This is a genomic window from Pseudomonas sp. D1-1, assembly GCF_051132225.1.
Taxonomy (GTDB): Bacteria; Pseudomonadota; Gammaproteobacteria; order Pseudomonadales; family Pseudomonadaceae; genus Aquipseudomonas.
Genome location: NZ_CP071676.1, coordinates 4,882,278 through 4,905,044, shown reverse-complemented (window position 1 = coordinate 4,905,044; position 22,767 = coordinate 4,882,278). Strand labels below are relative to the sequence as shown.

The following is a 22,767-nucleotide window of genomic DNA, read 5'->3' as shown; positions in this document are numbered from 1 at the left end:
GTCTTGCTCATGCTTGGGCGGCGTGCAAACCCTGATCGCTTTACTAGAGTGACGAATCCAGCACCCATTTAAAGGATTAAACCATGGCAACTACCGATAGCACGGGAACCAGTTCCCATATCGTGAGAACGGGCCCGGGCACTGTCCAGGTCGACCTCACCGGCCATTCCGATGACAACCAGAGCATCATTATCCAGTCGGACGGCAAGATACTGATTGGCGGTTATACCGAATACCTGGCATGGGGTTACCCCGGCGCGCCAGGCGAGGAAAGCTACGGCTACGAACAGAACCATTCGGTTGTCCGCCTGAACGCGGATGGCAGCCTGGACACCGGCTTCCACGACGGCGGCGTCGACATTGTTCCTGCCACGATAGCCCCGTCGTCCCGCTACGAGCTGACGGCGGTGCAGGCCGATGGCAAGGTACTTGTCGCTGTCGCGCTGAACACCGGCATACAGGTGGAGCGCTTCAACAGCGACGGGACACGCGATGCAGCCTTTGGTCAGAACGGCGCCGTGACGGTCGCCATTAGCCATGACTTCAAGGACATCGACCTGACAGCCAACACGGACGGCACCTTCCAGGTCAGCGCGCGCGGGTTCGACCAGGCCACTATCACCAAGGTCGGCGATGACGGCACCTTCGTCGACGGCTTTGGCAGCGAGGGCGTGCTGACCGTCAACATTGCCGAAGACCTGTATTTCAACGGAGCAATCTCTACTGCGGTGCAGGCCGATGGAGGTGTCGTGGTCGGGGCTGCCTACAATGCCGCCGGGGCGGGTGATCCGACGTTCGCGTTACAGCGCTACAACCCCGACGGTCAATTGGACACCCGTTTTGGTGACAACGGTGTCCTGCACTTGAGCGCTGCGATGGGTTTTGGCGAAGACTCGACGGTCACTATTCAGGCTGACGGCAAGATCGTTGTCATGGGCCACGCTCAGGGCGGTACCTTGGCCACCATCGCGCGGCTTAACGCTGACGGGTCCTTCGACAGCCACTTTGGCGATAACGGCAGGGTGACCTTCGAGGCCGACACGCCAGTGGCATTGACGGTACAGGCAGATGGCAGGATCCTGGCCGCCGGCACGAGCAACGGCGATTTCAATGTCATCCGCTTGAACGCCGATGGCAGTCTGGACAGCAGTTTCGGCAGCCAGGATGGCAAGCTCCATGTGGATGGGTACGCCGGTGAGGAAATCCTGCGGGGGACCGCTGCCGCCGAAATCATCCACGGCCTGGCCGGCGACGATGTGCTCCAGGGCAATGGCGGGCGTGACGTTCTGCAAGGTGGCGCTGGCGCGGACATCTTCCGCTTTACCGAACTGGGCGACAGTTTCCGCACGGCTGCGCTGAACAATAGCGACCGGGTCCGGGACTTCGATGTCTCACAGGACCGCATCGACCTGATTGGCCTGGGCTTCACCGGGATTGGCGACGGCCATGACGGCACCTTGGCCATCCAGGCCAGCGCGGACGGCACCCGCACGTACCTCAAGAGCTACGACGCCGATGCCGCCGGGCAACGCTTTGAACTGTCCCTGGACGGCAATCTGGTAGGGCAACTGAACAGCACCAATCTGGTGTTTACCGCGCCCACCGTCGAAGGTACGTCTGCCAACGATACGATCACCGGTTCGGCCTTGTCAGAGATCATCCGTGGCCTGGACGGCAATGACCGTATCAACGGCGGCGCCGGAGCAGACGTCATCATCGGTGGCGCGGGCGCCGACCGTCTCAACGGCGGAGACAGGACCGACATTTCGTTGTGGACGGACAATCGGGAAAACGCCGACGTATTCCGCTATCTCTCCACCGAAGACAGCTACCGTACCGACAGCCAGAGCTTTGCCGACCTTATCGAAGGCTTTACCGTTGACGACAAGATCGATGTATCGGCACTGGGCTATACCGGCTTCGGAGAGGGGACGGACACGACGCTGAAGTTGGTTTACAACGAGGCATTGGACCGCACTTACCTGAAGGATGCGGAAGCGGACGCGCAAGGCCATGCGTTCCAGATTGCGCTGGCTGGGGACTGGCGGGAAAGCCTTGGCGAAGACAACATGGTCTTTGCTCCCGCTGCGGCTCCCGACGCCGAATTAGGCCTGATCGGGGTGGTGCCAGACGTCGATCAATGGCATTTGTTGAGTTGACGCCCATAAAAAAACACCGCGTGACAGTTGCTGCCACGCGGTGTTTTTTTATTTCAAACGTTGAAGCGGAAGTGCATCACGTCGCCATCCTTGACGATGTATTCCTTGCCTTCCAGACGCCATTTGCCGGCTTCCTTGGCACCGGCTTCGCCCTTGTACTGGATGAAATCCGAGTAGGCGATGACTTCGGCGCGGATGAAGCCTTTTTCGAAGTCGGTGTGGATCACGCCGGCGGCTTGCGGGGCGGTCGCGCCAACACGAACGGTCCAGGCGCGGACTTCTTCGACACCGGCGGTGAAGTAGGTCTGCAGGTGAAGCATTTCGTAGCCGGCGCGGATCACGCGGTTCAGGCCAGGCTCTTCCAGGCCCAGGGCCTCGAGGAACATATCCTTCTCTTCACCGTCGTCCAGCTCGGCGATTTCCGCTTCGATCTTGTTGCAGACCGGAACGACCATGGCACCTTCTTCTTCCGCGATGGCCTTGACCACGTCCAGATGCGGGTTGTTCTCGAAACCGTCTTCAGCGACGTTGGCGATGTACATGACCGGCTTTGTGGTCAGCAGGTGGAAGCCCTTGATTACCAGTTTTTCATCGGTGCTCATGTTCTTCATCAGGCTGCGGGCAGGTTTGCCTTCAGTGAAGTGGGCGATCAACTGCTCAAGCAGGCCCTTCTGGACTACTGCGTCCTTGTCGCCACCCTTGGCGTTGCGAGCGACTTTCTGCAGTTGTTTTTCGCAACTGTCGAGGTCGGCAAAGATCAGTTCCAGGTCGATGATTTCGATGTCGCGTTTCGGGTCGACGCTGTTGGAAACGTGAATCACGTTTTCGTCTTCAAAGCAGCGCACCACGTGGGCGATTGCATCGGTTTCACGGATGTTCGCCAGGAACTTGTTGCCCAGGCCTTCACCTTTCGAGGCGCCCGCCACCAGGCCGGCGATATCGACGAATTCCATGGTGGTCGGCAGGATGCGCTTGGGGTTGACGATGGCTGCCAGAGCTTCCAGGCGCGGGTCGGGCATCGGCACGATGCCGCTGTTCGGCTCGATGGTGCAGAAGGGGAAGTTCTCGGCCGCGATCCCGGATTTGGTCAGGGCGTTGAACAGGGTGGACTTGCCGACGTTAGGCAGGCCGACGATGCCGCAATTGAATCCCATGGTGTTTCCCCTCGGATAAGTGTCAAGCCTTCTGGCTGTGCAGGTTTTTCATCGCACGGTTCCATTCACCGGCGAGGATATCCGGCAGCACGCCGAGGGCAAAATCGATGCTGGCATCGAGTTTTTCCTGTTCGGCGCGAGGCGCGCGACCCAGGACAAAGTTTGAAACCATACTGGCAACGCCCGGGTGGCCGATGCCGAGCCGCAGGCGGTAGAACGTATTCTGATTGCCCAGTTGCGCGATGATGTCGCGCAACCCGTTGTGACCGCCATGGCCGCCGCCCTGCTTGAGCTTGGCAACGCCCGGAGGCAGATCGAGTTCGTCGTGGGCCACCAGGATTTCTTCAGGCTTGATGCGAAAGAAACCGGCCAATGCCGCCACGGCCTGACCGCTGCGGTTCATGTAGGTGGTGGGAATCAACAGGCGAACATCCTGACCTTGATGCGAGAAGCGCCCGGTCAGGCCGAAATATTTGCGATCGGCAGCCAGGCTGACGCCTTGGGCGTGCGCGATGCGCTCAACAAAAAGGGCCCCTGCGTTATGCCGGGTCTGTTCGTATTCAGCGCCTGGATTTCCCAGGCCAACGATCAGTTTGATGGCAGTCACGATAGGGGCCCTTCCTGGAGTGTGGATAACATGTCGCGGTCAGGTGTATGGCGACAACGAACGAAAATTGCGGATCTACCGTTAAGTAAACTTCGCGTTCTTGCCCGTTGTCTCGCTACGTTCCAGTCCGCGATGTTTCCGGTCACCCCGGCGACAGAGTGAAATTACTCTGCAGCGCCTTCTTCAGTAGCTTCTGGAGCAACACGTGGAGCGTGGACGTTGGCAACAGCCTTGTCATCACCGTGAGCCAGGGCAACAAACTCAACGCCTTTAGGGGCCTTGAGGTCGGACAGGTGAATGATCGTGCCGATTTCGGCGTCAGCCAGGTCGACTTCGATGAATTCAGGCAGGTCTTTCGGCAGGCAGGAAACTTCCAGCTCGGAAGTCACGTGCGAGATCTCGCCGCCTTTCTTGACCGGAGCAGCTTCGTTGATGAAGTGCACTGGAACAACAGCAGTCAGCTTCTGACCGGCAACAACGCGGACGAAGTCAGCGTGCATCACGTGGCCTTTGGCCGGGTGACGCTGCAGGGCTTTGATCACGACGTTTTGCTTGGTGCCACCAACGTTCAGCTCGATGATGTGGCTGTAGGCCGCTTCGTTTTCGAGCAGTTTGGCAACTTCTTTGGCCAGCATGCTGATGGACTCAGGGGCTTTGTCGCCACCGTAGACTACAGCTGGAACCAGGCTTGCGAGACGACGCAGGCGGCGGCTCGCACCTTTCCCCAGGTCGGAACGCACTTCAGCATTCAGAGTAAAATCGTTCATGTTGTATCTCCAAAATAGCCATGACCGAGTGGCGTTTGCGACCAGCGCCAGGCACGGTATGGGCAAAAAAGCCCCGCCCCGACAGGTGATGCCGGGGCGGGGCGCTTTTCGTCAACGAGACATCCTGGAAAGGGCAGGGCCCTTAACGGAACATCGCACTGATCGATTCTTCATTGCTGATGCGGCGAACCGCCTCGGCAACTACCGGCGCGATATCCAGTTGACGGATACGCGCACAGGCTTGTGCTGCGGCGGACAGCGGGATGGTATTGGTTACCACCAGCTCGTCCAGCACGGAATTTTCAATATTTTCGATCGCTCGACCCGACAGCACAGGGTGTGTGCAGTAGGCAAAGACCTTGGCAGCGCCATGCTCTTTCAGGGCCTTGGCCGCGTGGCACAGGGTGCCGGCGGTATCGACCATGTCATCGACCAGAATACAGGTGCGCCCTTCGACGTCGCCGATGATGTGCATCACTTCGGAGTGATTGGCCTTCTCACGGCGTTTGTCGATGATACCCAGATCCACGCCCAGGGATTTGGCAACAGCCCGTGCACGCACGACGCCGCCGATATCCGGGGACACGATCATAAGGTTTTCGAAGCGCTGATCTTCAATGTCATCCACCAGGACCGGGGAGCCGTAGATGTTGTCCACGGGAATATCGAAGAAGCCCTGGATCTGGTCAGCATGCAGATCGACCGTGAGTACACGATCGATGCCGACCACGGTGAGCATATCGGCGACGACTTTCGCGCTGATAGCCACACGTGCGGAACGCGGACGGCGATCCTGACGGGCATAACCAAAGTAAGGAATAACAGCAGTAATACGAGTAGCCGAGGAGCGGCGGAAGGCATCAGCCATCACGACGAGTTCCATCAGGTTATCGTTGGTCGGAGCGCAAGTCGGCTGAATAATGAAGACGTCTTTACCGCGAACGTTTTCATTGATCTCGGCAGTGATTTCGCCGTCGGAGAACTTACCGACAGAAATGTCACCGAGAGGGATATGCAGCTGACGTACTACACGCCGAGCCAGATCGGGGTTAGCGTTCCCCGTAAAGACCATCATCTTGGACACGCGCAGTACCTGAAGGCTGAGGGTATACCTGGATGAGTATAGGAAAATGGCAGGGGCGGCTGGATTCGAACCAACGCATGGCAGGATCAAAACCTGCTGCCTTACCGCTTGGCGACGCCCCTGTATCTGTTGCTGCGAGTGCCCAGCACTCGATTCCTTTTAGAGCAGACTTTGCAGCTTGCGATGCAACATCGAAACGTTGCTTCCCTTTGCTACAAACCCTGTAAGGGTCTCTGTCAGAAGGGCCGAGACTTTATCAGCTTCAGCTTTGCTTGGGAAGCCCCCAAACACACAACTTCCAGTTCCGGTGAGTTTTGCTTCGGTAAATTTACCTAACAAATTCAAAGCGTTACGAACATCTGGATAACGCCTTGCTACCACCGGTAAGCAGTCATTTCGACTGTTTCCCTTGGGAACGGGGCGCACTTTAATGGGCTCCGAGTTACGTGTCAACAGCGGATCTGAAAAAATTTCTGCTGTACTTACAGATACTTGCGGCACCAGTACCAGATACCAGGGTTCTTCGGGTTCCACCGGGGTGAGTTTTTCCCCGACGCCCTCGGCAAAAGCCGCGTGGCCACGCACGAAAACCGGTACGTCGGCGCCCAGTGTCAGGCCCAGCGCTGCCAGGCGATCCAGGTCCCAGCCAAGCTGCCACAAATGGTTTAGGCCCAGCAGAGTCGTCGCCGCATTCGAACTGCCGCCACCGATACCGCCGCCCATGGGCAGGATTTTTTCGATCCAGATGTCGATGCCCAGCGAACAACCGGATTGCTCCTGGAGTTTTTTCGCGGCCTTGACGATCAGGTTGCTGTCATGGGGTACGCCGTCGAACTCGGTGTGAAGATGGATCACGCCGTCATCGCGTACGGCAAAGGTGATCTCGTCGCCGTAGTCGAGGAACTGAAAAATCGTCTGCAATTCGTGGTAACCGTCCGGACGCCGGCCAACGATATGCAGCATCAGGTTGAGCTTGGCCGGGGAGGGCAGCGTCAGGCGTGTTGCGCTCATGTCATTGCCCCAGCTTGCGCGGCTGCCATTGCTTGATGACCAGCGTGACGTCGAGGTTGCTGCCGTGCAGCTTGATGCGCTCGGGCAACCAGTAACCGTTCTGCTGGGCATAGCTGAGGTATTCGATCTGCCAGTCGTCCTGTTCCAGATTGGACAGGCGACTGTCGGCATCCAGGGTCAGGCGGCTTTTGCTGTCCGGCGCCGGAAGGCCGCGGACCCACCAGGTAAGGTGCGATACCGGCAGTTTCCAGCCCAGCTGTTCTTCCAGCAACGCCTCGGGGCTGGGCGCCTCGTAGCGTCCCTGGTTGGCGACTTCCAGCGAAACCTGGCCTGGCCTGCCGGTCAGCCGTGCCGCGCCACGACCCAGCGGGCCGGAAAGGCGAATGTCGTAGTAATCCTGGCGCTGCAACCAGAACAAGGTGCCGCTGCCCGAGTCTTTAGGCGCGCGAATGCCGATCTTGCCGTCGATCTGCCAGCCGTCGAGGCCGCTCAGTTGTTCCTTGTGCACGCGCCACTGGGCCTGGTTGCCTTGGCCCTGGACGGATTCACGGGCGCCGAAGCCCGCGCAACCGGCGAGCAGGGCGATAAAGCTGAAGACGATGAAGTGGCGCAAAAACATGGCTTAAAGAGTCTCTGATCCGGTCAGGCGTTTGATGGTGCTGCGCAGAATCGGGCTGTCGGGCTGTTCCTTGAGGAATTTGCTCCAGATCTGCCGGGCCTCGCGCTGTTTGCCGTTGGCCCACAGGACTTCACCCAGGTGAGCGGCTACTTCCTGGTCGGGGAAGCGCTCCAGGGCCTGGCGCAACAGGCGTTCGGCTTCGTCGAGATTGCCCAGGCGGAAATTCACCCAGCCAAGGCTGTCGAGCACGGCAGGGTCTTCCGGATTGATCTGATGGGCTTTCTCGATCAGCACCTTGGCTTCATCGTAGCGGGTGGTGCGATCCGACAAGGTGTAGCCGAGGGCGTTGAGCGCCATGGCGTTGTCGGGATCACGCTGGATGATCAGACGCAGGTCCTTTTCCATCTGGGCCAGGTCATTGCGTTTTTCCGCCAGCATGGATCGGGTATACAACAGGTTCAGGTCGTCCGGGTATTGCTTCAAGGCTTGTTGCAGCACGGCCCAGGCCTTGTCGCTCTGGTTGTTCGCCGCCAGGGTCTCGGCCTCGATCAGGTAGAGCTGGATGCCGTAGTCCGGCTGGGTGTCGCGCTGGATGGCCAGGCGACTCTGGGCCTCGGCCGCCCGACCATTGCCGATCAGGATGTCGGCCTGGCGCAACTGCGCGGGCAGGTAGTCGTTGCCCGGGCCGACCTGGGCGTACTCGATCAGCGCGCTTTCGGGGTCGTTGCGTTCTTCGGCGATGCGCCCCAGGTTCAGGTGGGCCGAATCGACGTGGCTTTCGCGGGCGATCAGGTCTTCCAGATAGCCCTTGGCTTCTTCCCAGGCCTTGGCTTCCAGGCAGACCAACGCCAGGGAATAGCGCAGGTCGTCGTCTTCAGGGTACTGCTGGACCAGGCTGGAGAACTCGACCTTGGCGTCGTCCATGCGGTTGTTTTCCACCAGCATGCGTGCATAGGTGAGGCGCAGGCGTTTGTCGTCCGGGTATTTCTTGATGCTTTTTTCCATCAGCGGCAGGGCTTCATCGCCGCGATTCATGCTTTGCAAGAGGCGGGCGCGCAGCAGGATAGGCGCCACTTCGCCGGGTTCCGGCGGGTTGTCTTCCAGCAGCGTGAGGGCGCCTTGGGAGTCGCCGTTCTGTTGCAAGAGCAAGGCCTTGCCAAAAATCAGCTGCCCGTTGTTTGGGTGACGCTGCAGCAGACGGTCGAAACTCTTCATCAGGCCGTCGCGGGTTTCCTGGTCGGTATCGGCCGCAGACAGCGCGAGGAAATCGAAATGGGTATCGCCCTTGCCCAGCAGGACTTTCTCCATATACATCATGGAGTCGTCGTAACGGCCGGCGCGCGCCAGTTGCACGGCGGCGGCGCGTTGCGCTTCGAGATCGTCGGGTGCGTTCCTGGCCCAGATCAGCGCCGTATCCAGCGCGGGCTGGTCGGCCCCCAGGTATTCGGCGATGCGAAAGGCCCGCTCGGAGATGCCCGGGTCCTGGGTGTTGACGGCCTGGGTCACGTAGTTGTCCAGGGCAATATCGAAGCGATTGCGCTGGCCGGCGAGTTCGGCGCTCAACAGGCTGAAGATGGTTTCTTCGCTGAACGATCCGTAGACCTTGGGCTTTTCGGGGGCCGGGGTGCTGTCTTCGACCGGTGGCGTACCGTCCGTCGAGACGGGGGCCATGGACTGGCAGCCGCCGAGGAAGGCAAAAGCGAGGAGCAACGCGAAAGATCTATTCATATAGGAAGAGGGCGACTAACCTGCGGTCGGATCATCATGACACAAGCCATCGGCCAAACATAACCGAGTCTCGGTGGATGCCTCATAGGCACAGGTAATTGTGACAATAGTCGGTGGTGGTTGTTCTGAATCTGACGAAGTAGGACAATTGCCGGCTTCACGTCACCACCAGCGACCTTGAATGGCCTTCCTTGCACTTGGTATCAACCACAAGACTGCTTCAGTAGACGTCCGCGAGCGCGTGGCCTTTACGCCTGAGCAGCTGGTGGAGGCCCTGCAGCAACTCTGCCGACTCACCGACAGCCGAGAAGCCGCGATTCTCTCCACCTGCAATCGCAGTGAGCTTTATATAGAGCAGGATCACGTTTCGGCCGATTCGGTGCTGCGCTGGCTGGCCCAATACCATGATCTGAGCCTTGAAGAGCTGCGCGCCAGTGCCTATGTGCATGAGGACGATGCGGCAGTTCGTCACATGATGCGCGTCGCCTCCGGGCTCGATTCGCTGGTGCTGGGCGAACCGCAGATTCTCGGCCAGATGAAATCGGCCTACGCCGTGGCCCGCGAGGCCGGGACAGTTGGCCCGCTGCTGGGGCGTCTGTTCCAGGCCACCTTCAATGCCGCCAAGCAAGTACGCACCGACACTGCCATTGGCGAAAACCCGGTGTCCGTGGCGTTCGCCGCCGTCAGCCTGGCGAAACAGATTTTCAGTGATTTGCAACGCAGCCAGGCGCTGTTGATCGGCGCGGGCGAGACCATCACCCTGGTCGCCCGGCACCTGCACGACCTCGGCGTGAAGCGCATCGTGGTCGCCAACCGTACGCTGGAACGCGCCAGCACCCTGGCCGAGCAGTTCGGCGCTCATGCAGTGCTGCTCTCGGACATTCCCGCCGAGCTGGTGCACAGCGACATCGTCATCAGTTCCACCGCCAGCCAACTGCCGATCCTCGGCAAGGGCGCGGTGGAAAGCGCCCTGAAGCTGCGCAAGCACAAGCCGATCTTCATGGTCGATATCGCCGTTCCCCGTGACATCGAACCGGAAGTGGGCGAACTCGACGACGTTTACCTCTACAGTGTCGATGACCTGCACGAAGTCGTCGCCGAGAACCTCAAGAGCCGGCAAGGCGCGGCCCAGGCGGCGGAGGAAATGATCACCGTCGGCGCCGAGGACTTCATGGTGCGCCTGCGCGAGCTGGCGGCGGTGGATGTGCTCAAGGCGTATCGTCAGCAAAGCGAGCGGCTACGCGACGAAGAATTGCAAAAGGCCCAGCGCCTGCTGGCCAATGGCGGCAGCGCCGAAGAGGTGTTGGTGCAACTGGCGCGTGGCCTGACCAACAAATTGCTTCACGCGCCCAGTGTCCAGCTCAAGAAGCTGACCGCCGAAGGCCGCCTCGATGCGCTGGCCATGGCCCAGGAACTTTTCGCCCTCGGTGAAGCTTCACCGGATGGCTTATCGGATAAGAAACCGTAATGAAAGCGTCACTGCTCAATAAGCTGGATATTCTCCAGGACCGTTTCGAGGAACTGACCGCCTTGCTGGGCGATGGCGAAGTCATTTCCGACCAGAACAAATTTCGCACCTACTCCAAGGAGTACGCGGAAGTCGAGCCGATCGTTGCGACCTACAAGCAGTTGCTCAAGGTGCAGAGCGACCTTGAGGGCGCCCAGGCGCTGCTCAAGGACAGCGACCCGGACCTGCGCGAGATGGCCGTGGAAGAAGTTCGCGAAGCCAAGGAGCAACTGGTCGAGCTGGAAAGCGACCTGCAACGCATGCTGTTGCCCAAGGACCCGAACGACGGGCGCAACGTGTTCCTCGAAATCCGCGCCGGCACTGGCGGCGACGAGGCGGCGATCTTTTCCGGTGACCTGTTCCGCATGTATTCGCGCTACGCCGAGCGTCGCGGCTGGCGGGTCGAGATCCTCTCGGAAAACGAAGGCGAACACGGCGGCTATAAAGAAGTCATCGCCCGGGTCGAGGGCGATAACGTCTATGGCAAGTTGAAGTTCGAGTCCGGCGCCCACCGCGTACAACGCGTGCCGGCCACCGAATCTCAGGGGCGCATCCATACGTCCGCCTGCACCGTGGCGGTCTTGCCCGAGCCGGACGAACAGGAGGCCATCGAGATCAACCCGGCGGACCTGCGCGTCGACACCTACCGGTCCTCCGGCGCGGGCGGCCAGCACGTGAACAAGACCGACTCGGCGATCCGCATCACTCACTTGCCTTCGGGCATCGTGGTGGAGTGCCAGGAAGAGCGCTCCCAGCACAAGAACCGCGCGCGGGCGATGGCCTGGTTGTCGGCCAAGCTCAACGACCAGCAGACCAGCGCCGCCGCCAATGCCATCGCCAGCGAACGCAAGTTGCTGGTGGGCTCGGGCGACCGTTCCGAGCGGATCCGTACCTACAACTTTGCCCAGGGCCGGGTCACCGACCACCGTGTCAACCTGACCCTGTATTCCCTCGACGAAATTCTTGCAGGTGGTGTCGACGCCGTCATCGAGCCCTTGCTCGCTGAATACCAGGCTGACCAGCTGGCCGCGATTGGCGAGTAAGCAGAGGTAAACCCATGACCATCATCGCCAGCTTGCTTCGCGCCGCGCAATTGCCGGATTCGCCCAGCCCACGACTGGACGCCGAGCTGTTGCTGGCCGCCGCCCTGGGCAAGTCCCGCAGCTTCCTGCACACCTGGCCCGAGCGAATCGTGCCGAGCGAGGCGGCGCTGTTGTTTTCCGAATACTTGCGTCGCCGTCGCTCCGGCGAGCCGGTGGCTTATATTCTCGGGCAGCAGGGTTTCTGGAAACTCGATCTGGAAGTCGCGCCCCATACGCTGATCCCGCGGCCCGACACCGAACTGTTGGTCGAGACCGCACTGGCATTGTTGCCAGCCACGCCCGCCCGGGTCCTCGACCTTGGCACCGGCAGCGGCGCGATTGCCCTGGCGCTGGCCAGCGAGCGTCCGGCCTGGAATGTCACGGCGGTCGACCGGGTGCTGGAAGCCGTGGCCCTGGCCGAGCGCAATCGCCAGCGCCTGGGCCTGCGCAATGTCACGGTGCTCAGCAGTCACTGGTTCAGCGCCCTGGAAGGCGAGCGTTTCGACCTGATCATCAGCAACCCGCCTTATATAGCCGCCAGCGATCCGCACCTGGCCGAGGGCGATGTGCGCTTCGAGCCGGCCAGTGCGCTGGTGGCGGGGCCGGACGGTCTCGACGACTTGCGTGCAATCATCGCCCAGGCCCCCGATCATCTCGGGGCAGGCGGCTGGCTGATGCTGGAGCACGGTTATGACCAGGCCGAGGCGGTGCGTGGTCTGTTGCAAAAGCAAGGGTTTGCCGAAGTCCACAGTCGCAAGGATCTGGGTAATCACGAACGCATCAGCCTGGGACGCCTGCCGTGCTGAATGATCAAGAACTGCTGCGCTACAGTCGCCAGATTCTGTTGCAGCACATCGACATCGATGGGCAGCTGCGCCTCAAGCAGGGCCGCGTATTGATCATCGGCCTCGGTGGCCTGGGCGCCCCGGTGGCGTTGTACCTGGCCGCCGCCGGCGTCGGCGAGTTGCACCTGGCGGATTTCGACACGGTCGACCTGACCAACCTTCAGCGACAGATCATTCACGACACCGACAGCGTCGGCCTGAGCAAGGTCGATTCGGCGGTGCGTCGCCTGGCCGCCATCAATCCCGAGGTTCGCCTGGTTTCCCATTCGACCGCCATGGATGAAGACTCCCTGGCCGGCGCGGTGGCGGCGGTGGATGTGGTGCTCGACTGTTCCGACAACTTTGCTACCCGCGAAGCGGTGAATGCGGCGTGTGTCACCGCCGCCAAGCCCCTGGTCAGCGGCGCAGCGATTCGCCTGGAAGGGCAACTGTCGGTATTCGACCCACGTCGCCCCGAAAGTCCTTGTTACCACTGCCTTTACGGGCATGGCAGCGAAGCCGAGCTGACCTGCAGCGAAGCCGGTGTGCTTGGGCCGCTGGTGGGTTTGGTAGGCAGTCTCCAGGCGCTGGAAGCCTTGAAGTTGCTGGCGGGTTTCGGTGAGCCCCTGGTGGGGCGCCTGCTGCTGATCGATGCCCTGGGCACGCGTTTTCGCGAACTACGCGTCAAGCGCGATCCGCGCTGCGGTGTCTGCGGTAACCGGCATGCGTGAGGCGCCGGTCGGTGTGTTCGACTCGGGTGTCGGCGGGCTGTCGGTGCTGGGGGAAATCCGTCGGCTGTTGCCCAATGAGTCGCTGCTGTACGTTGGCGACTGCGGGCATATTCCGTATGGCGAAAAAAGCCCGGAATTCATCCGGCAGCGCTGCGCGGTCATTGCCGACTTTTTCCAGCGCGAGGGCTCCAAGGCGCTCGTGGTGGCCTGCAACACCGCGACAGTCGCCGGGGTGGCTGACCTGCGTCGCGACTACCCCGATTGGCCCATCGTTGGTATGGAGCCGGCGGTCAAGCCGGCTGCCGCCGCGACGCGAAGCGGCATCGTTGGCGTGCTGGCAACGACTGGCACCTTGCAGAGCGCCAAATTTGCCGCGTTGCTCGACCGCTTCGCCACGGATGTCCGCGTGATCACGCAGCCCTGTCCGGGACTGGTGGAATTGATCGAGGCGGGCGACCTGCACAGTTCGGCCTTGCACCAACTGCTACAAGGCTACGTCAACCCGTTGCTGGCGGCTGGCTGCGACACACTGATCCTTGGCTGTACGCACTATCCATTCCTCAAGCCGTTGCTCAAACAGATGATTCCGGCCCATATCAGTCTGATCGATACGGGCGCCGCCGTGGCCCGGCAACTCCAGCGCTTGTTGGCGGAGCGGGCGCTACTGGCTGACGGGCCTGCCAGCGAAACTCAATTCTGGAGTAGCGCTGATCCGATACATTTAAGAAATATCCTACCGATGCTATGGAATTCGTCTGGCATTGTGCGAAGCTTCGTTCTGTAAAAAACGTGAAAATTATGTGAATCGTGCTGAACTTCTGATTTGGCGCGGATTTCTATAGCTGTGTCTTCTGTAAGAAAAACTAACTAAGGCTGTCGGAAAAGGATGTTTCTAATGAAGCGTTTATTCTGCTTTGCCGCATTTGCGGCTGCGTTGCTGGGGCACACTTACACCGCACAGGCGGCGGGCGTGGAATTCGGGGTTGGCCAGACCGGCGACTCGACCATGACCTATCGCCTGGGCATGCAGTTCGATTGGGACAAGAGCTGGCTGCAGAGCGACGTGGGTCGCCTGACCGGTTACTGGAGCGGTGCCTATACGTACTGGGAGGGGGACGAAACTTCGAGCAACCACAGCCTGTCGTTCTCGCCAGTCCTGGTGTATGAGTTTGCCGGTCAGAACGTGAAGCCTTACATCGAGGCAGGCGTCGGTGTTGCGCTGTTTGAAAACACTGAAATCGAAAGCAACAAGCTCGGCACAGCGTTCCAGTTCGAAGACCGCATCGGCTTTGGCCTGCGCTTCAATGGCGGGCATGAAGTCGGCATCCGTGCCACTCACTATTCCAACGCCGGGATCAAGTCGACCAACGACGGTGTGGAAAGCTACGCATTGCATTACACAATGCCGCTGTAACTGAGAAACTGTGGGAGCGAGCTTGCTCGCGATAGCGGTAGGTCAGTCGGTCAAGTATCGCCTGGACCACCGCTATCGCGAGCAAGCTCGCTCCCACAATAAGCTTGTCCTATCTATATGCCGTTGCAATGCCCTGGCGCTCTTCCAGGCACTCCGGCGCACCCATCTCGAACTCCCGGCAGATGAGCGGACGCCTTTCGTAGATCGTGCACCGCATGGTGTCGCGATCCAGCGCCGCGCACCAGCCGTCGTCAAGACGCAGCATCACTTCTCCACCCCAGTCATCCGTGTCGATGAAACGCTCGGGCACGCCGGTGTCGGTGATCAACATGACTTCCAGTTGGCAGCAGCACGCCGCACACGTTGAACACGTGACGGCCGGGGCGGGGATTTCGTGCAGCGGGATGGTCTTCATGGCGCGCAGTGTAAGGCAAGCGCGCTATTCAGGGGTGTCCCTTGATCGGGCACTGGTAACTGTCCGAACGTGAATGCGCGCCCGCCAGCACCGTGTCGGTCGATGGCAGTGGCCAAAGCAGGTTCATGGTCATGGCGGGCAGGATCACTTCAAGGGGACGTTCGATCAGTTGGGTCAGGATGTGCTGGGCCGCCGTTTCAGCAGACCAGCGAATCGAAGGAGGCAAGCCATCGTCGATGGCCGGCGATGAGTTATCGAACCCTGGGTGCACGATGGTCACGTCGATGCCATCGCGGGCCAGTTTGCCGCGAGCCGATTCGAATAAAAAGCGCATCCCTTGGTCCCCGGCCTCGAATTGCGAGGGCGGCAGATAGGTCAGCGGACTGGCGATGCCCACCAGATGGGTCCCGTTGCCGGCGCGCAGCAATGGCGCGGCCGCCTCGATACACAGGCTGGCGGCCAGCAGGTTGCTGCGCACGATGTGTTCGATGATCGATGGGTTGACGGGTTGTCCGCTGATGTATTCGGCGGTTCCGGCGTTGATGATCACGGTATCCAGGGAGCCCCATTCCTGGGCGATTCGCTCGCCCACCTCGCGTACGGCCTGGCTGTCGGTCAGATTGCCGGCCACGATCAGGACCTGTCCTGGATATCTTGCCAAAAGCGCATCGCACGGCAAGCGTGAGCTGACAGCCAGATGGGCGCCGGTACGCAGTATCGATTCGGCCAAAGAGGCGCCAATTCCGTTACCGGCGCCGGTCAGCCAGTATCGCCGTGGCGGTGTCGAACCCATTCCTCACTCCTTGTCTACCGGACGATGCGCCTTTTTTAACGACTATATCGTCATACTATTGAGAATGGCAGCCCGCATCGGCCGACCCCTGTTCGTTCACCGCACAAATCCTCAACCGGCGTCCTGCCGTGACGGCAGGTTTCTGAACGCTGCCAGGGCGCGGGCCCTGGACTGGCTGAGGTCGACGATCGGAGCGGGGTAGTCCACCGCGCCAAACAAATCGCCACGGGTATTCGGGTTATGGACATCCGGCTTATCGAGATCGTTCAGTTCGGGTAGCCAGCGTTTGATGAACAAGCCCTCGCGGTCGAATTTTTCCGATTGGCTCAACGGGTTGAAAATCCGGAACCAGGGCGCCGAGTCCGTGCCGGTCGAGGCGCTCCACTGCCAGCCGCCATTGTTTGCCGCCAGGTCACCGTCGATCAGGTGCTGCATGAAAAAGCGTTCGCCCTCTCGCCAATCGATCAACAGGTTCTTGGTCAGGAACATCGCCACCACCATCCGTAGGCGGTTATGCATCCAGCCGGTCTCAAGCAATTGGCGCATGGCCGCGTCAATGATCGGCAAGCCGGTACGGGCTTCTTTCCACGCCGCCAGTGCCTGGTGGTCGTTGCGCCAGGCCAGGGCCTCGGTTTCCGGGCGGAACGCGCGGTGGCGCGATACGCGGGGGAATCCCACCAGAACGTGTTTATAAAACTCGCGCCAGAGCAGTTCGTTAATCCAGGTCACGGTTCCGACGTTTCCGCTTTCGAACTCGCCCTGATTGGCCTGTAGCGCGGCGTGCAGGCACTGGCGCGGTGAAACCACGCCGGCCACCAGATAGGCCGACAGCTGGCTGGTCCCGGGTCTGGCCGGAAAATCCCGTTCGCTCTGGTAGTAATCGATGTGTTGCTCGACGAACGACTCGAGCCGGCGCCGGGCTTCGCTTTCGCCGGCGGGCCAGAGATCGCGCAGCGCCGCATTTGGCGGATTGAACCCTTCGATCTGCGTCGGCAGCGGATCGCTGGCGATGGCGGTAGGCGCCTGCCGGACAGGCGCGGGCACCAGGCTCGGTAACGAAAAATGCAGACGGCTATAGCAGACCTTGCGAAATTGGCTGAACACCTTGAAATAACTGCCGGTCTTGGTCAGGACGCTGCCGGGCTTGAACAGGAGCTGGTCGAGATGGCTGTGAAATTCCACGCCCTCAACCTTTAGCGCCCGGGCGACGTCGGCGTCGCGCCGGGTTTCATTCAGGCCGTATTCCTCGTTGACGTGTACGGCACCGATGCCCAGCTCGCGACATAAAGTGACCAGCACTTGCGGGGCCTGATTCCAATACTCCGTGTTGCGGATCAGCAATGGGATGTTCAGTTCCGCCAGGGCAGTGCTCAATGCCGCGAGGTTGCGCAACCAGAAATCGATCTTGCAGGGTGCATCGTCATGGGCCGCCCATTGCTTCGGGCTCGGCAGGTAGACCGCTACGCAGGGCCCCCGGGCAGCGGCGGCCGCCAGGGCGGTGTTGTCGTGCAGGCGCAAGTCGCTGCGCAGCCAGATCATTTGCATGGATTTTTCCAACTAAAGAAGTTCTCTGCGGCTCAGTTCGCGATAAGCCGATAGCGGGTCTTCGGCCCAGCTGACGTTGCTCATTGCCGCGCTTGCGGACAGCTTGGCCTGGTGAATCGAGGCGGCGGGGCCGGCGATGATGATCGGGCAGTCGAGCCCGCTCAGCAGCCTGGGCAATTGCGACAGATTCAGTGCCTGGCTCGAATACAGCAGCACGCCGCGGGCCTTGAGCCGTTCGACCGCCAACGCCAGCTCACCGGCCGGGAGCGGCCCGTCGAACACCTCCACGGGACAGTCGGCGCTGCTTGCCAGCCAGGCGGTGAGCCACAACTGGGGCTCCTGCGGCACCTCGGACTGGTTGATCATCAACAGCGGTGCGCCGCGCAACTGGCGGTTGTTGTGGTAGATCCGGCTGCCGAATTTGCTGCGCAGCCAGGAGTACAGGAAGACCTTTTCCAGCTGCGCGCCGAACTGGCTCTGCCAGCGCAATTGCAACTCGCCCAGCAAGGGCAGGAGCAACTGTTCACAAACAGTCCAAGGCGGATACAGCGCCATGGCCTGGTTCACCGACTCATCGACCTGACGCTCGGCCAGTTGCGTCACCGCCAGCATCAGGGCATGGCGCTGACGTTGCCAGTCGTCTTCCAACGGTTCGCCTGACGGCTGCGGTGTGTCGAGCAACGGTTTTATCTTGCTCACTGCCACGCCACGATCGATCCAGGTGAGGATGCTCAGGATCCGCTGCACATGTTCGCGATTGAACAAGCGATGGCCCTTGGGCGTACGGTGCGGCACGATCAACCCGTAGCGCCGCTCCCAGGCTCGCAGCGTGACGGCATTGACGCCGGTTTGCCGGGCGACTTCGCGGATGGGCAGCCAGCCCTGCGCGAGGGCCTTGGCGAAATCGGCGCCCAGGTCTTCGCTGGCGCTGGAGTCGAGCTCGTTCTTCATCAAATGGCGTTTCGCAAGCTGAGGTTCTCTGGGTGCGGTTGCAGGTAGACCTGTTGGGCGAGATAGGGGTCGGGGTGCTGACGCAGATGATGCTTGAGCAACGTCAGCGGCACCACCAGTGGCACGATACCAAGACGGTACTGCCCGATCAGGTGCTGCACCTCCTGCTTGTCATCGGCATCGATGGCGCGCTTGAGGTAACCGCTGAGGTGCTGCAGGACGTTGGTGTGCGTGCGTCGGGTGGCGCATTTCTTCAAGGCCGCCATCAGCGCGCTGAAATAACGCTGGCCCAGTTCGGCCGGATCAGCCTTGCCCATGTTGCCCATGTTGCCCATGTTGCCCAACATGTTGCCCAACGCCTTGTATTGCTCAGGGTTGTGGGCCATCAACAGGTACTTGTAGCGTGAGTGAAATTCAATCAGGTCGCGTCGGGTCAGCCCCCGGCGGCGCAGCGGTTGCCAGGCGGCATAGGCGAATACACGGGTCAGAAAGTTCTCCCGCAGTACCGGATCGTTGAGGCGGCCGTCTTCTTCCACCGGCAGATCGGGGTGACGCTCGCAAAAGGCCTGGGCGTAGACACCACGTCCGCCGCCGTCCTGCGGGACACCGTTGTGGTCGTAGACCTTGACCCGCTCCAGCCCGCAGGACGGCGACTTCTGCATGAAGATATAGCCGCAGATGTCATCCAGCTCAGCGGCCATTTGTTGTCCGTAATCGACCAATGGCTGGGTCACGTCGAGGTCTCGCTTCACCGTGCCGACCGCGTCGGGGCGCGCGGGATTGCCAACCAGCCGGATCGGCTCGCGCGGGACGCCCAGGCCAATGGCAACTTCCGGACACACCGGCACGAAATCAAAGTACTCGACCAGCGTGCGGCTGCACAACGGCGATTGCTTGTGACCACCATTGAAGCGCACTTCGGCACCCATCAGGCAGGCGCTGATGGCAATTTTCGGTTTGGCGATAGCTTCGTTGGGCATGGGCGACCTCTGCTGGGTAAATCTTGTACATGTACTATTGTTTGTACAATATTTTCATCATAGGTCGGTACGCGAACAAGTCAACCGATTGTTCCAGGCCGAAGGGCGGCGTCGTGACCTGGCCGCCGGCTGCTGCCTTTCGCGACAGCAGCGGATGGCTTGGGGAATGCGCTCACTGAAGGCTGGCGTGCAAGCGACGGGCGGCATCCTGGCCACTGAGCCATGCTCCTTCGACCCGGCCGGACAGGCACCAGTCTCCGCACACATACAAGCCCAGGTCGGCATCGGCCAGGGCGCCCCATTCGTGGCTGCCGGCGGGACGGGCGTAGAGCCAGCGATGGGCCACGCTGAAGCTCGGCGCGGGCATCGCGCTGTGCAGCAGTTCTGCGAAGGCGCCGTGCAAATGCTCGATCACCGCTTCCTTGGGCATGTCGATGTGCTGGCGGCTCCAGTCGCTGGTTGCATGCAGCACCCAGGTGTCGAGCTTGGCATCGCGCCCTGGTTTACTGCGGTTGCGGGCCAGCCAGTCGAGGGGGCTGTCCTGGACGAAGCAGCCCTCCATGGGCGTATCCAGGGGTTGTTCAAAGGCCAGCGCCACTGCCCAGGTGGGGTCCATCTTCACCCCGGCGGCGACGCCGGCCAGTTTCGGCACGGCGGCGAGCAATGCCGTGGCCTGAGGCGCGGGCGTGGCAATCACGACCTGGCCGAACGGGCCGTGGGTAACCCCTTCGGCGTCCTGCAGGTGCCAGTGTTCCTGGCCACGAAAGACCTCGGTGATGCGGCAGGAGAACTGCACCTGCAGCTCGCCGAGCAGGGCGCGGGTAATCGCGCTCATGCGCGGGGTACCGACCCAGCGGGTCTGCTCGTCCGGCGAGGGGCTCATCTGCCCGTCCTGGAAGTGATAGAGCTGCGGGTTCCATTCCGCCGCCCAGCCGTTGGCTTGCCAGCGCTGGACTTCCGTGACGAAGCGCCGATCCCGGGCGGTGAAATATTGTGCGCCCATGTCCAGCGCGCCAGCGTCGCTGCGCTTGCTCGACATGCGGCCGCCGCTGCCATGGCTTTTATCGAAGAGTTGAACGACATGCCCGGCCTCCGTCAGGGCCTGGGCGGCTGAAAGTCCGGCGATGCCGGTGCCGATGATTGCGATGGGTACAGTCATGAGGGCCTCGTTTACCTTTCTGTACAGACTACGCCGTCGTTTAATCCTGTACAATTCTGGTTTTTGGTATAAGTTTTACCGTTCGCGTTTTAGCGGGTTGTCCTATTGTTAGGTACAGACCCTGTCCGATATGAAAAATGCCTACTTATAAAAATAGACTAATGGGCCAGGTAAAACGCGAGCCGAGGAACATCTCATGCACATATTGCTGACCGGCGGTACTGGTTTGATCGGACGTCAACTCTGCCGGCACTGGCTGGAGCAGGGACATCGCCTGACGGTCTGGAGTCGTCGGCCCGAACAGGTGGCGAAAATCTGTGGCGCGCAGGTGCGCGGTGTCGCCAGCCTCGATGAGCTTGGCGAGCCGGTGGACGCGGTCGTCAACCTTGCCGGCGCGCCTATTGGCGACCGGCCCTGGAGCCATAAACGCAAGATGCTGCTGTGGAGCAGCCGCGTCACGCTGACCGAGGATCTGCTGGCCTGGCTGGAGCGTTGCGAACAGAAACCGCGGGTGCTGATTTCCGGCTCTGCGGTGGGCTGGTATGGCGACGGCGGCGAGCGGGAGTTGACCGAAGAATCCGGGCCGGTCAGCGAAGACTTCGCCAGCCAGTTGTGCATCGCCTGGGAAGAAACCGCGCAACGTGCAGAAGCCCTGGGCATACGCGTGGTGCTGGTTCGCACCGGCCTGGTCCTGTCTGCCGAGGGCGGCTTTTTGTCGCGGCTGTTGCTGCCGTTCAAACTGGCAATGGGCGGGCGTATCGGCAGCGGGCGGCAGTGGATGCCCTGGATCCATATCGACGATCAAATCGCCCTGATTGATTTTCTTCTGCACCGCAGCGATGCCAGCGGTCCTTATAATGCCTGCGCACCGAACCCGGTGCGCAACCGCGATTTCGCCAAGGCCCTGGGGCACGTGCTGCATCGCCCGGCCGTGGTGCCGATGCCGGAGCTTGCGTTGAAAATCGCATTGGGGGAGTTGTCATTGCTGTTGCTGGGAGGCCAGCGCGCCACGCCCACCCGATTGCAGGCGGCGGGGTTTTCATTCCGGTTCACTGAGTTGTCTGCGGCCCTGGAAGATTTGTCGGGTCGCCTTTGAAATAGGACGTTGCATGACCGATCACGCGTTGCTTCTGGTGAATCTGGGTTCGCCTGCCTCCACCTCGGTGGCCGATGTACGCCGCTACCTCAACCAATTTCTGATGGACCCCTACGTCATCGACCTGCCATGGCCGGTGCGGCGGCTGCTGGTGTCGCTGATCCTGGTCAAGCGCCCCGAGCAATCGGCCCACGCCTATGCCTCGATCTGGTGGGAAGAGGGCTCGCCACTGGTGGTCCTCAGTCGCCGCCTGCAACAGGCCATGAAAGCGCAATGGACCCAGGGCCCGGTGGAGCTGGCAATGCGTTATGGCGAGCCATCGATCGAATCGACCCTGGTGCGCCTGGCAAGCCAGGGGCACACGAAAATCACCCTGGCGCCGCTGTATCCGCAGTTCGCCGACAGCACCGTGACCACGGTCATCGAAGAAGCAAAGCGGGTAGTGCGTGAGAAAAAGCTCAAGGTGCAGTTCTCGATTCTCCAGCCCTTCTATGACCAGCCGGAATATATCGATGCCTTGGTTGCCAGCGCCAAGCCGTACCTGATGCAGGATTACGATCATCTGTTGCTGAGTTTCCATGGCCTGCCGGAACGGCACCTGACCAAGCTCGACCCTACGGGCTATCACTGCTTCAAGGACGCCGATTGCTGCCGGAACGCGCCGCCGGAAGTCATGGCCACGTGTTACCGCGCCCAGTGTATTCGTACCGCCGAGCTGTTCGCCCGGCAGATGGGGCTGGCGGATGGCAAATGGTCGGTGTCGTTCCAGTCGCGACTGGGACGGGCCAAGTGGATCGAACCTTATACCGAGGCGCGCCTGGACGAACTGGCCAAAAGCGGGGTGAAGAAAGTACTGGTGATGTGCCCGGCATTCGTTGCCGATTGCATCGAGACGCTGGAAGAAATCGGCGACCGCGGGCGCGAGCAGTTTCGCGAAGCGGGAGGGGAGGAGTTGGTACTGGTGCCGTGTCTCAATGACGATCCGCAGTGGGCGAAGGTGTTGAGCACCCTTTGCGAGCGGGCGCCGCTGGCGTTGTAGACCTCAGCGGCCCCTTCGCGAGCAGGCTCGCTCCCACAGGGAAAGCGTGTGGTCACAAAGTTTGTGTTCACAACATCCCCTGTGGGAGCGAGCCCGCTCGCG

Annotated in this window: 22 protein-coding genes and 1 tRNA gene; 9 read left to right on the top strand and 14 right to left on the bottom strand. The window is 61.0% G+C overall.

Annotated elements, in window-relative coordinates:
- Window positions 1–83: 83 nt before the first annotated feature.
- On the top strand, window positions 84–2,159 hold the full coding sequence (locus J3P86_RS22055; RefSeq protein ID WP_434698846.1) for a calcium-binding protein: 2,076 nt from the start codon (window positions 84–86) through the stop codon (window positions 2,157–2,159).
- Between the two features lie 53 nt (window positions 2,160–2,212).
- Here J3P86_RS22055 and ychF read toward each other — a convergent pair whose 3' ends face one another.
- The 8 genes from ychF to J3P86_RS22015 all read right to left on the bottom strand — a co-directional run bounded on the left by ychF (window position 2,213) and on the right by J3P86_RS22015 (window position 9,129).
- Window positions 2,213–3,313, bottom strand: coding sequence for a redox-regulated ATPase YchF (ychF, locus tag J3P86_RS22050; protein ID WP_060740647.1), 1,101 nt, complete (start codon window positions 3,311–3,313; stop codon window positions 2,213–2,215).
- 22 nt (window positions 3,314–3,335) lie between these two features.
- Complete coding sequence (gene pth / locus J3P86_RS22045) at window positions 3,336–3,920, bottom strand: aminoacyl-tRNA hydrolase (protein ID WP_047735973.1); 585 nt, start codon at window positions 3,918–3,920, stop codon at window positions 3,336–3,338.
- Window positions 3,921–4,084: 164 nt separating this feature from the next.
- Window positions 4,085–4,687, bottom strand: coding sequence for a 50S ribosomal protein L25/general stress protein Ctc (locus J3P86_RS22040; RefSeq protein ID WP_186612429.1), 603 nt, complete (start codon window positions 4,685–4,687; stop codon window positions 4,085–4,087).
- A 142-nt stretch (window positions 4,688–4,829) separates the two neighbouring features.
- The gene (locus tag J3P86_RS22035; protein ID WP_003171603.1) at window positions 4,830–5,771 is read right to left on the bottom strand and encodes a ribose-phosphate pyrophosphokinase; all 942 of its coding nucleotides are present in this window, start codon (window positions 5,769–5,771) and stop codon (window positions 4,830–4,832) included.
- Window positions 5,772–5,818: 47 nt separating this feature from the next.
- Window positions 5,819–5,893 (bottom strand) — tRNA-Gln (locus tag J3P86_RS22030).
- A 37-nt stretch (window positions 5,894–5,930) separates the two neighbouring features.
- Window positions 5,931–6,782 carry a 4-(cytidine 5'-diphospho)-2-C-methyl-D-erythritol kinase gene (gene ispE / locus J3P86_RS22025; protein WP_434698845.1) on the bottom strand — a complete coding sequence of 284 codons (852 nt, stop codon included), beginning with the start codon at window positions 6,780–6,782 and terminating at the stop codon, window positions 5,931–5,933.
- Between the two features lies 1 nt (window position 6,783).
- Entirely contained in the window at window positions 6,784–7,401 is a 618-nt protein-coding gene (gene lolB / locus J3P86_RS22020) for a lipoprotein insertase outer membrane protein LolB (protein WP_434558626.1), read from the bottom strand.
- Window positions 7,402–7,404: 3 nt separating this feature from the next.
- Complete coding sequence (locus J3P86_RS22015; RefSeq protein WP_434628330.1) at window positions 7,405–9,129, bottom strand: tetratricopeptide repeat protein; 1,725 nt, start codon at window positions 9,127–9,129, stop codon at window positions 7,405–7,407.
- 181 nt (window positions 9,130–9,310) lie between these two features.
- On the opposite strand from J3P86_RS22015, the gene hemA reads away from it, so the two are divergent.
- The 6 genes from hemA (at window position 9,311) to J3P86_RS21985 (ending at window position 14,687) form a co-directional block, all read left to right on the top strand.
- A complete protein-coding gene (gene hemA, locus J3P86_RS22010; RefSeq protein ID WP_434571844.1) occupies window positions 9,311–10,597 on the top strand; it encodes a glutamyl-tRNA reductase in 1,287 nt (428 codons plus the stop codon).
- Window positions 10,597–11,679 (top strand): peptide chain release factor 1, encoded by a 1,083-nt coding sequence (gene prfA / locus J3P86_RS22005; RefSeq protein WP_434628333.1) that lies wholly within the window; start codon window positions 10,597–10,599, stop codon window positions 11,677–11,679. The genes hemA and prfA overlap by 1 nt, the downstream gene beginning before the upstream one ends.
- 14 nt (window positions 11,680–11,693) lie before the next feature.
- Entirely contained in the window at window positions 11,694–12,524 is an 831-nt protein-coding gene (gene prmC / locus J3P86_RS22000) for a peptide chain release factor N(5)-glutamine methyltransferase (RefSeq protein WP_434628336.1), read from the top strand.
- Window positions 12,518–13,273: a molybdopterin-synthase adenylyltransferase MoeB gene (locus J3P86_RS21995; RefSeq protein WP_434628339.1), complete on the top strand. Its 756-nt coding sequence runs from the start codon at window positions 12,518–12,520 to the stop codon at window positions 13,271–13,273. The genes prmC and J3P86_RS21995 overlap by 7 nt, the downstream gene beginning before the upstream one ends.
- Window positions 13,266–14,057 carry a glutamate racemase gene (gene murI / locus J3P86_RS21990; RefSeq protein WP_434698843.1) on the top strand — a complete coding sequence of 264 codons (792 nt, stop codon included), beginning with the start codon at window positions 13,266–13,268 and terminating at the stop codon, window positions 14,055–14,057. Before J3P86_RS21995 ends, murI begins: the two co-directional genes overlap by 8 nt.
- Window positions 14,058–14,168: 111 nt before the next feature.
- Window positions 14,169–14,687 carry an acyloxyacyl hydrolase gene (locus J3P86_RS21985; RefSeq protein WP_434571851.1) on the top strand — a complete coding sequence of 173 codons (519 nt, stop codon included), beginning with the start codon at window positions 14,169–14,171 and terminating at the stop codon, window positions 14,685–14,687.
- 109 nt (window positions 14,688–14,796) lie between these two features.
- Here J3P86_RS21985 and J3P86_RS21980 read toward each other — a convergent pair whose 3' ends face one another.
- The 6 genes from J3P86_RS21980 to J3P86_RS21955 all read right to left on the bottom strand — a co-directional run bounded on the left by J3P86_RS21980 (window position 14,797) and on the right by J3P86_RS21955 (window position 20,530).
- Window positions 14,797–15,102 (bottom strand): YkgJ family cysteine cluster protein, encoded by a 306-nt coding sequence (locus J3P86_RS21980; RefSeq protein ID WP_434655708.1) that lies wholly within the window; start codon window positions 15,100–15,102, stop codon window positions 14,797–14,799.
- A 28-nt stretch (window positions 15,103–15,130) separates the two neighbouring features.
- On the bottom strand, window positions 15,131–15,895 hold the full coding sequence (locus J3P86_RS21975) for an SDR family NAD(P)-dependent oxidoreductase (RefSeq protein WP_434628348.1): 765 nt from the start codon (window positions 15,893–15,895) through the stop codon (window positions 15,131–15,133).
- 111 nt (window positions 15,896–16,006) lie between these two features.
- Complete coding sequence (gene phrB / locus J3P86_RS21970; RefSeq protein ID WP_434698842.1) at window positions 16,007–17,440, bottom strand: deoxyribodipyrimidine photo-lyase; 1,434 nt, start codon at window positions 17,438–17,440, stop codon at window positions 16,007–16,009.
- Window positions 17,441–17,452: 12 nt separating this feature from the next.
- Complete coding sequence (locus J3P86_RS21965) at window positions 17,453–18,391, bottom strand: MerR family transcriptional regulator (protein WP_434698841.1); 939 nt, start codon at window positions 18,389–18,391, stop codon at window positions 17,453–17,455.
- Window positions 18,391–19,371, bottom strand: coding sequence for a YbgA family protein (locus J3P86_RS21960; RefSeq protein ID WP_434698840.1), 981 nt, complete (start codon window positions 19,369–19,371; stop codon window positions 18,391–18,393). Before J3P86_RS21960 ends, J3P86_RS21965 begins: the two co-directional genes overlap by 1 nt.
- Before the next feature lie 172 nt (window positions 19,372–19,543).
- Window positions 19,544–20,530 carry an NAD(P)/FAD-dependent oxidoreductase gene (locus J3P86_RS21955; protein WP_434698838.1) on the bottom strand — a complete coding sequence of 329 codons (987 nt, stop codon included), beginning with the start codon at window positions 20,528–20,530 and terminating at the stop codon, window positions 19,544–19,546.
- 196 nt (window positions 20,531–20,726) lie between these two features.
- Here J3P86_RS21955 and J3P86_RS21950 point away from each other — a divergent pair, with 196 nt between their 5' ends.
- Together J3P86_RS21950 and hemH are read left to right on the top strand one after the other, a co-directional pair.
- Window positions 20,727–21,626 (top strand): TIGR01777 family oxidoreductase, encoded by a 900-nt coding sequence (locus J3P86_RS21950; protein ID WP_434698837.1) that lies wholly within the window; start codon window positions 20,727–20,729, stop codon window positions 21,624–21,626.
- A 13-nt stretch (window positions 21,627–21,639) separates the two neighbouring features.
- On the top strand, window positions 21,640–22,665 hold the full coding sequence (gene hemH, locus J3P86_RS21945; RefSeq protein WP_434672795.1) for a ferrochelatase: 1,026 nt from the start codon (window positions 21,640–21,642) through the stop codon (window positions 22,663–22,665).
- The last annotated feature ends 102 nt before the right edge of the window (window positions 22,666–22,767 follow it).